A 12,626-nucleotide genomic window follows, 5' to 3' on the forward strand; every position below is an offset into this window, starting at 1 on the left:
AACCACCAGCTGCTAAAAAACTAAAAATTGGTATTTATAATCAGTGTATTTCTGTCGGAGGCAGCAAAATCCATAGGTATAATGCCATATCTTCCATGGGTATTATTGGTGAAATAAGTGTTTATCTGCGGATTGATAGCATTGGATACTGTAGTAATGCTGGGGATACCAAAGATCAATGATTTGTAACCGCTGGTGAAGTTGACGTAAAGCACAGACTGGTCGCCATTTTTTGCTTCCGTAAGCAGATTGGTGATGCTGGTCCATTTACCGTTGTTGTCAGGCACTACATATTGATCCTGTACACGCAGGTTGGCATCGCCATTGTTGATAGAAAAGGTCGTATTGTCGGCCCAGTTGGTAGCGTCTATTCCTTTCGGTGTTGCGGATGCTCCGAATCTTCTTAACAGCACAATCTTTCCTCTTACGCTGCCGAGCGTTGGCACTGTTGCGCTGAGGTACCATTTCGACGGATTCAGTTGTGAATAGCTGTCGAATGTTTGTTCAAACGACCTGGTGTTGTTGGTAGGATCATATTCTTCCTTCACGCTCATCACTACTGTTTCAGTAGGATTGGCTGCAAGAAAATCATACACCGCATTTAATACGTCTGTAAAATTCATGTTCTGGTAAATAGAACCATGATGAATGGCAAACGCATCGCCGATATGCCGGCACCTGATATCGAGGAAACGGGTACCTGCATCCAGCTGCTCCCGGATAGTCAGGTTCTGGCATTTGGCAGTGCCGCCTATAGGTTCAAACCTCGCACCGCTATCGTGCGTGCCGGGGATGGAAATGTTGTTCAGACTGGTGTTGTCGGCAATAACACCTAACCAGGCGTTGAGAGATGTGGCTAACGTTACTCCCGCCTGGGTCTGAGTTTGCAGTTTGGTGTCTGTAATGCCGGAAGGAGTTAGCATATCTTTTTTACAACTAAAAAGAGAACATGCCACGAGTGCAAGAAAAAGGGCTTTTGGTTTCATAGTGTACTTGTTTATAGATTAAAAATACGATAGACTATCCCCCGTGCGATATCGCCGGAAGTCAATTAATAATCTCTTAATATCATCGGGTACACGTGCCTGGATACTGGCATACAGCACTTCCTCCGGGAGAAGGAAGATGGCGATTCAGGTTCATCGTTAATCCGGCATTGCCTTACATCAACGCAGCCTTTGAAAAGTAACAATGGCGGTTACTAATATAGAATAAAATTTTGATCAAACAATAGGGAGGGGTAAAACGTCCAGTAGAATAACGATTCAGCAGCCGGTGAGCTGATCAATTTTTTTCCGTATGCCCTGTTTTTCTGTTGCTGTTTTAGCGAGCACAAATGCTTTTTCAAGATGTGTTATTGCTTTGTGTTTATCTGATGACTGGTATAGCTCGCCCAGTAATAAATGATAGAAATGATTTTGTTCCATCGGTACTTCCAGTGCAGCTGTTAAGGCAACGGCTGCCCCTTTAACCTTATACAACGCAAATATCCTGTTGAGCGCTACTACCGGCGAGAAATTAATCTGTAGCAGCTGATCGTATAAGAATAGTATATCTTCCCATTTACCGGGAACATCATGTTTGATACAATGCCAGTAGGCAATTCTTGCTTCCAGGTGATAAGAGGTGATTTCCTCTCCGGCAGCGGATTGCTGCAGATAATAGATCCCCTGCCGTATCAGTGCAAGATTCCACAACGATTCATCCTGTTCTTCATACAATACCAGGTGATCATCTGCCGCCTGGCGTGCATTGAACCGCGATGCGTGAAAACACATGAGCGCCATCAGTGCATTGGTCTTGGGTAGGTTGGTGCGCTCGCTTCCGGTAAGCAGCAATCCGAGGCGCATAGCTTCTTCACACAGCTCGTGCCGGAGGATCTTATGCTGTGTCTGTGAGTAATATCCTTCGCTGAACAGCAGATAGATAACATGCAATACGTTATCCAATCGTTTACTGACCTCATTGCCTGAAGGCATTTCCATCTTCACCTGTTCTGTTCTCAGTTTTTCTTTTGCGCGAAACAAACGCTTGTTAATAGTTTCTTTATTGGAAAGAAACGCCTCTGCTATTTCATCGATCCCGAAACCGCAGAGGATACGCAGTGCCAGCCCTATCTGTGCTTCACTGGCAATAGCAGGGTTACAAACTGCAAACAGCATTTGCAGCTGGCTGTCCTGGATATTTTCAGGAGAGAAGATCATTTCTTCATTTTCTTCCTGCGTTTCCTGCATGGCGGCCAGACCCGGCTTTACTTTACGGTCAAAGATTTTGCTACGCCTGAAGAGATACAGGATTTTCTGCTTGGCTACCGCATAAAGCCAGGCAGTAGGATTCGCCGGAACACCTTTGACTCCCCAGGTTTCCGACGCCAGCAGAAAAGTTTCGCTGACGATGTCTTCTGCATTTTCAATATGTTCCAGCCCGAAAAGTTTGCTGATGACAGCTACCATTTTCGAGAACTCCTGTTTAAATAACTCTTTTAATGAATCCTGTTCCTCTTCCATATCTGATGATGAAACCCACTTCCCGGAGAAAGTGGGTCTTAATTTGTTGTTATAATTACCCCATAACAGGCCTGATTTCTACGCTGCCGCCCTTATCCAGTACGGGGCACCCATGAGCCAGGGTGGTGGCTTCCTCCAGGTTCTCTGCTTTCACAATGACGAAGCTTCCCAAACGTTCACGGATCTCTACAAATGGACCATCGGTAATGACGCCGCCTGCCCTGAGTACCTTACCCTCCTGTGCCAGACGTACTCCATGCTCTTCAAGTCTTCCCTGGCCTACCAGGTTACCTATCCAATCCTGCCATTTCCTGGTAAGCGCCTGAAATTCAGCAGGGGAATAATTGCTGTAATCGTAATCCGGCTGGCGGAATAATAATGCGAAATCCTTCATTTTATCTCTTTTTCTGGTAACTGAATGAATAAAAAATACAGCGCTCTACGCATTGGCAAACTGGCCTGGCTGATAATTCCCTGCTTTTGTTTTAAACGCAATATTAAGCCTGTTATAGTTGTTAATGGCAATCACTGAGAACGTAAGATCAAGCAGTTCCTCTTCTGAAAATTGTTGCCGCGCCTGTTCATATACATCATCAGGCACCTGCTGATTGCTGAGCCTTGTAACAGCTTCTGCCCATGCCAGCGCAGCCCGTTCGCGATCAGTGTAGCAAGGTGACTCTCTCCAGGCATTTAGCATATAAAGACGTTGTTCTGTTTCTCCCTCATGGCGAAGATCTTTTGCATGCATATCCAGACAAAAAGCACAACCATTGATCTGTGATACACGAAAATGAATCAGATGCTGCAAAGGCCTTTCAATAGAGCATGAATTGATATACATTCCCAGGCTGTTTAATGCTTTTAATCCTTTGGCACCTTTTTCAAGAAAATTAATTCTCTGTTCCATCATTATAAGTTTTAAGTGTGTTATGTTTCGGTTTACATAACAATAATGACTGAACAGACAGGAATTGGACATCCTCCCGGAAATTTTTTTAAATTATTTCAATTGATTGATAATCAGCGTTTTTTAGCCTTTTCATCCAGTAGTTGAGAGAGCTTTCTCATCTTATGAGTCCAGAACCGGTCGAAATGATCTATCCATTCCTGCAGATCATGGAACCCCTGTTGGTTTAATATGCAGTAACGCTCCCGGCCTATGTCCTCAATGGAGATGAAACCAGCGGATTGTAATATCTTAATATGTTTGGAAACTGCAGGCCGGCTCATGTCAAAATTCACTGCCAGTTCATTGATAGTAAGACTGTTGCTGGAAAGCAACATTAATATCTGCCGCCTGCTCGGGTCTCCTATGGCCTGAAACGGATCTGTTACGGATGTTTTCATCAGTGGCTTGTTTGAGGGCCCATAGCCGCATTGTTCAGTAAAGTGGTAAACCTCTTTCTTATTTTACTTCTCCAGCCTTCATTCATGAAAATGTAAGGGAGATAATTCCTCAGTCCTTTGAAGCCTTTGTGCTCAAGTATAAGCGTGGTGCCATTGGCACTGGGAGTGAGCGTCCAGGTAACCACAGAATCCAGCGTAATTTTCCCGTTACCAGGCCCGCCCCGCCACGAATATGAAAGGCGTTGCATAGGCAATACCTCCAATACTTCGCAGTAGATATGCCCGTCGAACCCCATCTTTATTTTAGGCCTGGTGTGGAACTGGAATTTATGGCCTACTACCGGTTGAAAATTGTTTTCCATCAGCCACTCCTGTATCAGCTCCTGCCGGGTCAGAAACTCCCAGACCGTGGCGGCATCGTGGGAAAGCTCCCAGGTTTGTTTGATATCTTTCTGCATAATGAGTAACTTAAAAGTTACACAAATATATGTAACTTTTAGGTTACGCAAAATTATTTTTTATTGTTGAAATAAACCGGACCCCGCCGTATGTATTCCATTAAAATAAAACTCCCCCGCAGCCGGGCCACGGGGGAGTGTACAGGTTTATTATGCTATTGTTTCTTTGAATACAGCTTGTAAAAGGTAACACCATGGGTATAATCATGCATACCACGGCAGAAATACACAGCGCCGGATTTGTCCTGCCCAATCAGCCCCGCACCTGTGAAATTCACCCATTTAGCCAACCCGGTTTGTTTGTTTTGCAACGCTGCCGGAGCGCCCGGACTGGCGCCCGTTTCAGTGCCGGCATAACAATAAGCACTGTTGTGCGCAAAATCATAAGCCGTAAGCGAAGGGTTAACCCCCAGCATTGTACCGTCGTTCAGGCACATCATGTTATTAAAGTATCTCTCGGGGTCAAGCGGCGGTATACCGATGTTACTGGTTCGCTTGTACTTTGGATCTGTTTCGAAAGACTGAAACACAAAGCTTTTCTGCGCGTAGCCATTCTTGTGCTCACTTACCATCACCCCCTCTTCAATATCAAACTGGCCAAGCCGGAAGTTGATGAAGTCAGGAAGCGTATAGCCGTAGAGGTATTGTCCTGTAAAATCAGTGAAGAAATATCCCAGGAAAACCGGCGCCCCCGGCGTGAGATAGTCGCTTTGTGCAGAAATGATCCCGGTGATTCGATTGCCGGCATCCAGCTTGCAGACATAGTTGTAACAGGACGATTGGATGATGTCAAAGCCCATTGCGCCACTGATAACGTTGTTGTGCCAATAAAGATGACTGGATGAATTGGTGGCCGGTGCATAGTAATTCGTGAAATAGAGGTTGTTATTGATATCCGTCGCGAGGTTACGCGCCACTATCTTCACCTGTGCTACCGTGCCTTCATAATGAAGGCCACTTTCCGCCACGCTGCTCAGCTGTTTCAAAACGAGTGTACGGCTGACGGTATTTACTTTTTTGGTGTTGACATCCATCCTGCACAACCGGAAAATATAGTTGTTAGCCGTGTCTGTACTGTTTTCGGAAGTTTCAGCAGAAAAGTATAGCGAGTTGCCATCGTAGGAAATAGTGCTTCCCAGTATGGTCTTTATTTTGAACGCAATGTTGCTGTCATCAGTTATGGCATCGTCGGGCTTTATCACTTTTTTTACCTGCGCACTGGTCATTTCGTAAACGCCGTAGGGATTGTCGAACCAGATGTTACCAGCGCCATCGCTATGTATGGAACGCACCAGTGTGAAGTTTTTTTGCGACAATGCTGCCACGTTTTCCGGTATCCAGTTCACCAGAGAGTCGACCCACAAAGTAGTGTCGGTACGCGCGTTGCCGGCCTGGAAATAAGTGATGTTCAATGGAGGCCCGTCAATGGTGATGCCGTTGGCTGTTACGGTAACAGGCCTGTGCGCGCCTACGCCCATATCTTTCGTAATCTGGAAACGGATTACATCTGCCTCTGGTTGTTTATTGTAGGTGGTGTATATCGGCGCAATCTTCATGGTGTCAATGATCTTCACTGATACCCCACCTATCTTGATTTCTGTGCCCGGCCGGTAAGGAAACAGGCGGCCTACAAAGGTGGCGGTATCACCCACCGCCAGCGTGCCGGGATACGACCAGTTCAGACGCCGGCTGCTGAAATTATTGGCCAGCCAGGGCTGATTATCTACCAGGGCTGTATGATCATCCACCTTTCTACAGGCGGGCGCAAGGAGCAGTAGTAATAGAATGTATGATAACAGATGTTTCATCATGGCTAGAAATTTTTGATCGGAACGATGGAAAAATTAAAGGAGATGCCTACGGTACGGCCACTCGCACGGTCTTTATAATTCCCGGGCGCCTGGTTGCCATATCCACTGATCAGCAACGTATAGGCGTGACCGGGAACAACTTCCACGGACGTACGTGCCAGAAAGCGAGAGGTATCTCCCGGTTGATAAACTTTTATTTTCAGTGTGTCCATTCGCGTTATATCCAGCGGAATAAAAGGCGTATGATCGCCATAGTGTGTGGAGGCGGGTAGTGCAGCCGGTATCGCCTTGTTGATGGTAATAAATACATTGCCGTCGGTAGGATTCAGATTCACAATACGCAAACCTATTTTACCATCAGCAGGAGTGAAAGCATCATTCACGATCAACATGCGGTAACTGCCGAGGCTGTCGGCGTAAAATACCGTGGCGGCGCGATCGTTGTACAGCTGCACAGCACTACTGTCGAGGATCGTTTTGGAGGTATCCAGCAGGTATAAACGATGTGTGCCGGCGGTGAAGCGCATATAGCTGATCCATTGTGTACGCTGTGTGTAAGGGTATGAATTTCCGAAGTTGACAGGATTCTGAAAGTACGGGTACTTTGCATCCCGCATATCTATCCGCGGCGTGTAGGTAGTATCGCGGCTATCGATTAATATCATATTGCCACGCTGGTTGGCAGTAGACTGCCCGATCAGCGAATACGAGGCATTATAGAAATTGATCTGCGCTGCAGCCGTTTGCTGTTCCCAGCTCATATCCACTTCCTTTTTACAGGCGCCAGGCAATAGTAGCAGACAGCACCATCCGGCTATTTGAAAAAAACGCATATGATGTTGATTAGAATGCATAAGTGAATTGTAAAAGCAGGTATCTGCCCGGTTTATATTTTGTGTAGATATTATCGCCAGCGAAATAGGTCTTATTACCCGATCCGATCAGAGGATACTCCTTGTCGTAGCGCTGATTGTAGTTATGATCTTCAATGATGCGGTATTCCTGGTTCAGCAGGTTTTGAATACTGATTTTCACCTGCAACGACTTTACAAGTCTTTGCGTGATGGAGAGATCCAGCAGGTGCATGGGCAGCTGTAACAGATCCGGACGGTTGTATACATCGGTAGTGCTGGTGTCGGAAGGGGTACGCACGCTTTTGGCGTAGATACGTGGCCCATTCACGTTATACACCAACCCTATCTTGGTGCCACTGGCAACGTTCTCGTAAAAGATACCTGTATTCAGGATGTAGGGCGACTGCCCCTGTAACGGACCTCCGGGTTTGTGTAAAGTATCGGTAGCATAATCGTTGTTGGATTTGCGACGTACTGTTTCACTTTTGATCAAAGAGCCATTGAATACGAACGACAGATGCCGGAAGAAATTACCCGGAATAAAGGAGAGGCTCTTTTTAACTTCTGCCTCAAGGCCCCACAGACGGCCGCTCACCGAATTGTCGAACGTAATGTTCGTAAAGCTGAAAACATCCGCCACTGTGCTGCTGGTAACTTCCTGGCGCATCTTTTCGATAGGATGATCGAGGTACTTGTAAAACGCGCCGATGTTGAACATCTCGCTGCGATTGTTGCGCGGATATAATTCTGCGCGGATATCGTAGTTGTCGATCACGGCAGTCACCACATGGGCATTACCCGTGATCTGTTCGTTGTTCTGGAAATCAAAATCGCCATAAGGGGTGAGCTCGCGGAAATCGGGGCGATTCACGGTACGGCCATAGCTGCCGCGTATCACGATGGTGCTGTCGGGCTGATAACTGGCATTGAATGAAGGCAGTATGATCGTCTTCTTTTTATCAATATTCACTTCTTCCACTGAGCTGCCGCCTTCTGCACCGGGCTTCGCTCCGGAAAGTCGCTGCCGGTCATATTCTCCGCGCACACCTACGTTAAAAGTGAAATGCCTGCCGGCCTTCCAGTCGCCCATCAGATAGAACGCATTGTATTGCTCACTGGCAGTATAGGCGTCAGTAGGAGAGGTTGCATCGTAGATAGCAAGACCGGTACCATCTGTGGGAAAATAATGCGTGGACCAGACTTTCGACAGGTCTTCCGGACGGAACTGCACCAGTGGTAAATTCGTATACCCGTAGCCGGTATTCCAGTTGAGGTCGCCGTTAGGACCGTAGTATTCGTCGGTCGACAGGCCCGCCCTGTTCACGCGAAAGAAGCGACGTCCTACCTGCCGGGTCTTGAAAAGCTCATAGCCACCTGCTTTCAGCGTAAATGACGGCGTGAGATGGAAAGTATAGTCAACGGAGGCATTGTACACCTGTTCCAGATTCCTGATGAAAAGACGGGATATCATACCGGAATGGATGTCATCGGCGCCGCCATTGGAGCCGAGTGCGAGCCAGGCTACACTATCCACCGTGATGGGATAACGCTTCCCGAAGTGGCTGATGCGCATATCGGGAATACTCTGCAGGTCGTGTGTATAGCCGATATTCCATGCCAGCTGCTGCCGCTCATCTTTCAACTGATGTACGCCGTTCAGGTTACCGGAATACAGCATGCGTTGCTGGAAAGACAGGAAATAGTCCTGTTTGAAAATGTCATTGAGATAATATTCCGGCAAAGCATTGGGCCGGCTATTGTCGATGTTGGTTTGCCTTTTCCCGTCGTTCACATAAAAATTGCGGAAGGAGATGCTGTTCCTGTCATTCAGCTTCAGGGTGAGGTTTTCCAACACATTGATCTTGCCGGTTTCTGTAGTTTGCTGGCTGTTGGTGATGCGGTTTTTATCACCGTATGCCTGTCCGCCGTCAGTAAGCGTAACATATTCTGCGTTGGTATTACCACGCTGGCGGTAGATATCGAAGGCAGTGGTTTCTTTGGTATAGGTAATAGAGGTGAGATCGTATAACCTTGCCCTGCCCAGCTTCCAGCTGTTGTAATAGTTAACAAACAGCTGCAGATCGGGCAGGCTATAACGCTTGCCTGGCGATAAGGTAGTATTGAAGCCTTTCAGGTAATCTTCGTTTGATACGCCATGTACACGGCGGTTACTTTCGAATACGCCCGGAGAGAATTTTGGCAGCTTACGGCCGCCATCATCGAAACCCAGGAAATCGTATTTACCGCCGGTATAACTATTGATGTTTGTAAAATTTGACCCATCGCGTGCAGCCAGCTGCACACCAATATCAAAATGTTTAACAGGCATGGCGTTTTTTGTATATACCCTGATGGCCGCACCGGCATAATCAGCTACAAGGTCTGCCACGGGCGATTTATACACCAGTATTTTGTCGATGATGCTGCTCGGCAGCAGATCGTAGGCAAAGGCCTTGTTGAATAATTCCGTGGATGGCGCCAGATTGCTGTTGAGATAGGTGAGGTTATATCGCTCATTCATCCCGCGTACTACGATGAAGCGGTCATCTACTACTGTTACGCCTGAAATGCGCTTCACAATTTCTGCAGCGTTGCGATCGGCTGTTTTGGAGATGAGCTCGCTGGAGATGCCTGAAACCACGCCCGTAGCGCCTTTGATCTCCTGTACCAGCTGTTGCTCGGTGCTGTGCGTGACGGCCCTCACTTTACGGGGACCGCTGCCTACAGTCACCTCTTTCAGGGAACCGCCGCTCTGCATTTTTACGTCATAGGATGTGGCACGTCCGCTCTCTGCCTGTACTTTAGACAGCACGGCGCGCTGATAGCCGATATAGGTAACTACCAGTGTATAGGTGTTGACCGGTACTTCCGGCAGCTGGTAATATCCCTTGTTGTCGGTGATGGCGCCGATGCTGGTACCGTCGAGTTGTACAGTGGCGCCGGGAAGAGGACTGGATGTTTCAAAATCTACCACGCGCCCGCGAATCGTACCGCTGCCAGCTCCGGGATGCGCCTTGGGCCCAAGTTTTACGGCAATGGTATGTGCCTCAACCTGGTAGAGGATGCCATAGGTTTGTACCAGCTCTGTAAGTAATTGTTTGAGTGGCACCTGTTTCCAGTTGGCATGTTCCACCCTGATGCTGCTTAGTGAAGCACGATCGTAGGAAAAGCTGTAATCGCTTTGCCGGTCTATCTCAGCCATCACGGCGGCGAGATGTGTGTGTTGCATTGCGATGGTGACCGGTTGCTCCATCGACGGTGTTTGTGCCTGCGCATAAGTTGCGAAGAACAGCCATAGCAGGCATAGTAGCTTCCTCCATTTTCTTTTTGGATGGATTGCGCTGGTTTGTCTAAATTTGTTCATACGTAAACTTTAAAAACAATTGTTTTTGTGCCTCCGCCTGCCAGCGGGGGCATTTTTATAATTAGTGAATCAGAATGGTATCGCCTTTTGCCTGGAAGCTGAAACCATGAATAAAGGCCATGTTGTGTAAGATGACCTCCAGTGGTGTTTGCTCAAAGGTGGCCGTGAAGCGCGCATGGCGGAAAGCGCCCTCCGGCCAGATGATCTTTTTGTGATAGCGGGCTTCCAGCCTGTGAAGTGCCGCTTCCAGCGGGATATCGTCCATCACGATAACACCGCGCTTCCAGTTGGTTTCATTGTCTGTGGAAAAATGCTGTGTAACGAAGGTTCGCTGTTCCTTGCGGTAGATAAGCCTGAAGCCCGGCTGTAATACCATGGTGCTGTCGGCTTGCTTTATGGCTACCTTTCCGGCCGACAGAGATACGCTGGTGCTGTGCTCTCCCGGCCATGCCTCCATATTGAAATGCGTGCCCAATACAATGGTCTGTAAGCCGCCACCATCAACGGTAAATGGTATTGCCGCCGGCGCCACTTCAAAATAAGCTTCTCCTGATAAATTGATCCGGCGGTTGAGAATGTTGAAGCTGTCGTTGAGCTGTATGCGCGCACCCGGCGTAAGCCAGATATGGCTGCCATCGGGAAGGGTAAGTCTTTTTACGATGGTAGTGACGTTGTTGATCTCGCGGATAGTAAGAGGAGCGGGTGCCTTGTGCTTTACCACCGGTCTTGAAAGCCACAGCCCGCCAGCAGCCAGCAGCAGTACAGAGGCAGCCGCCATCCACCGATAAAATAACCGGCGCGGGCGGCGCTGTACCAGGAATGGCGACAACCGCTCGTCCAGTTCGGCTGCCATCCGCGCGGGCATAGGTGGTGCGCTGTCATTCCAGCCTTCATCAAGCAAGTGCTCCAGCGCATCAACGCTATGTTGTTGCAGATACAGCCATATGATCCTGCGCTCTTCTTCGGTACAGGTATTATCAAAATATCGTTGTAGCATTTGCGGATTCATCACTGCCAATGATTTATTTGTGCTACTACTAGCACGTGAAATCGCTTGTTCACCTCAACGCAAAAACGGCGGATAGGGTTGAATTAACAATTTGGTAATGTTGTACTACGGAGATGCGCTTCCTATATTTGTAGCACTATGAGCCTCGCTGCTACGTATGATAAGGAAAGGGCGTTTACAGGCCTGTACCAGGCCTCGCGCGACAGGCTGTATCATTATCTGCGTAACTATTCACACGACGATCACCTGCTGCAGGATCTCATGCAGCAATGTTACCTGAAAATATGGGAGAGGATGGAAGAAGTGCAGGACCTGGAGCATGCACTCCCGCTGCTGAAAACGATCGCGCGCAACCTGCTGATAGATGTGATCCGTCGCCGCATGAAGGAAGATACTACCTGGCTCGAAACCGTGAAAGAAGAAGTGGAACAGCTGGTAACGTTGCCGGCAGAAAGCCCCCGGAAACCACTACAGGCACTGGATGTGGCCATCAGTCAGCTGCCGGACAACTGCCGGCAGGTTTATATTATGCACCGCGAAGAAGGCCTCTCTTACCGCGAAATATCTCTTCGTATGTCCGTTTCCGTTAGTATGGTAGAAAAACATATGAGTAAAGCTATACGTCTCCTGAAAAAAGACCTCATCACTAATGGCGATCTCCTGTTGGTAGTGGTGGCTGCCAGGTTGCTTTGCTGATCTCAAACCATTTATGAGGTACGCCTTCATCATCGAAAACGCCCGTTTGCCGGAATCCGTTTTTTTCCAGTACCCGTGCAGAAGCCATATTCTCAGCATCCGTCATGGCATAGATAACTTCCTGTTGTAATTTGATGAAACCATATTCCAATAAGGCTTTGGTGCATTCTGTAGCATAGCCTTTACCCCAGTACTGTTTGATGAACCGGTAGCCAAGATCATAATAGTTCACATGACCATTAACAGGTGTGGTAACCAATTTAAGGCCAGCCCAGCCAATGAACCTGTTAGTCGATTTCTCTATTACTGCCCATCTTCCTATACCATTTTCCTCATATTGCTGGCGGATAAGACGGATCACTTCTTTGGACTGGTCAATATGTGTCAGTGGTTGATTTCCCAGGTACAGGTGTACGTCTTTGTCGGAATCCAGTTCAAACATTCCCGCGGCATCTGATGGTATCAGCTCTCTCAAAATCAGCCGGGGCGTTGATATAAATATCTCCATACTCGCTTTTCATTTCAATTCTGCCCAATTTAACGGAACTATCTGTATTTACCACAGGAAACACGGGATGTT

Annotated in this window: 12 protein-coding genes; 1 reads left to right on the forward strand and 11 read right to left on the reverse strand. The window is 47.7% G+C overall.

Annotated elements, in window-relative coordinates:
- Nucleotides 1-20 precede the first annotated feature (20 nt).
- The 10 genes from UNH61_RS00140 to UNH61_RS00185 all read right to left on the reverse strand — a co-directional run bounded on the left by UNH61_RS00140 (nt 21) and on the right by UNH61_RS00185 (nt 11,350).
- On the reverse strand, nt 21-986 hold the full coding sequence (locus UNH61_RS00140) for a phosphatidylinositol-specific phospholipase C (RefSeq protein WP_326990070.1): 966 nt from the start codon (nt 984-986) through the stop codon (nt 21-23).
- Between the two features lie 279 nt (nt 987-1,265).
- The gene (locus UNH61_RS00145; RefSeq protein WP_326990071.1) at nt 1,266-2,507 is read right to left on the reverse strand and encodes a DUF6596 domain-containing protein; all 1,242 of its coding nucleotides are present in this window, start codon (nt 2,505-2,507) and stop codon (nt 1,266-1,268) included.
- A gap of 55 nt (nt 2,508-2,562) precedes the next feature.
- On the reverse strand, nt 2,563-2,901 hold the full coding sequence (locus UNH61_RS00150; protein WP_326990072.1) for a YciI family protein: 339 nt from the start codon (nt 2,899-2,901) through the stop codon (nt 2,563-2,565).
- Between the two features lie 45 nt (nt 2,902-2,946).
- The gene (locus UNH61_RS00155) at nt 2,947-3,414 is read right to left on the reverse strand and encodes a carboxymuconolactone decarboxylase family protein (protein ID WP_326990073.1); all 468 of its coding nucleotides are present in this window, start codon (nt 3,412-3,414) and stop codon (nt 2,947-2,949) included.
- A 113-nt stretch (nt 3,415-3,527) separates the two neighbouring features.
- Nucleotides 3,528-3,854 (reverse strand): metalloregulator ArsR/SmtB family transcription factor, encoded by a 327-nt coding sequence (locus UNH61_RS00160; protein WP_326990074.1) that lies wholly within the window; start codon nt 3,852-3,854, stop codon nt 3,528-3,530.
- Nucleotides 3,854-4,312, reverse strand: a complete 459-nt coding sequence (locus tag UNH61_RS00165) for an SRPBCC domain-containing protein (RefSeq protein ID WP_326990075.1) — start codon at nt 4,310-4,312, stop codon at nt 3,854-3,856. Before UNH61_RS00165 ends, UNH61_RS00160 begins: the two co-directional genes overlap by 1 nt.
- Nucleotides 4,313-4,467: 155 nt before the next feature.
- The gene (locus UNH61_RS00170; RefSeq protein WP_326990076.1) at nt 4,468-6,123 is read right to left on the reverse strand and encodes a hypothetical protein; all 1,656 of its coding nucleotides are present in this window, start codon (nt 6,121-6,123) and stop codon (nt 4,468-4,470) included.
- Nucleotides 6,124-6,125: 2 nt separating this feature from the next.
- Nucleotides 6,126-6,956, reverse strand: coding sequence for a DUF4397 domain-containing protein (locus tag UNH61_RS00175; RefSeq protein ID WP_326990077.1), 831 nt, complete (start codon nt 6,954-6,956; stop codon nt 6,126-6,128).
- Between the two features lie 10 nt (nt 6,957-6,966).
- Nucleotides 6,967-10,341 carry a TonB-dependent receptor gene (locus UNH61_RS00180; RefSeq protein ID WP_326990078.1) on the reverse strand — a complete coding sequence of 1,125 codons (3,375 nt, stop codon included), beginning with the start codon at nt 10,339-10,341 and terminating at the stop codon, nt 6,967-6,969.
- Between the two features lie 61 nt (nt 10,342-10,402).
- Nucleotides 10,403-11,350, reverse strand: a complete 948-nt coding sequence (locus UNH61_RS00185; RefSeq protein ID WP_326990079.1) for a FecR domain-containing protein — start codon at nt 11,348-11,350, stop codon at nt 10,403-10,405.
- Nucleotides 11,351-11,488: 138 nt separating this feature from the next.
- Between UNH61_RS00185 and UNH61_RS00190 the strand changes: the two genes are divergently transcribed.
- The gene (locus UNH61_RS00190) at nt 11,489-12,046 is read left to right on the forward strand and encodes a sigma-70 family RNA polymerase sigma factor (protein ID WP_326990080.1); all 558 of its coding nucleotides are present in this window, start codon (nt 11,489-11,491) and stop codon (nt 12,044-12,046) included.
- On the opposite strand, the gene UNH61_RS00195 is transcribed toward UNH61_RS00190, so the two are convergent.
- Nucleotides 11,997-12,554 carry a GNAT family N-acetyltransferase gene (locus tag UNH61_RS00195; RefSeq protein WP_326990081.1) on the reverse strand — a complete coding sequence of 186 codons (558 nt, stop codon included), beginning with the start codon at nt 12,552-12,554 and terminating at the stop codon, nt 11,997-11,999. The genes UNH61_RS00190 and UNH61_RS00195 overlap by 50 nt on opposite strands.
- Nucleotides 12,555-12,626 lie beyond the last annotated feature (72 nt).

It is taken from the genome of Chitinophaga sp. 180180018-3, from assembly GCF_037893185.1.
GTDB lineage: Bacteria > Bacteroidota > Bacteroidia > Chitinophagales > Chitinophagaceae > Chitinophaga.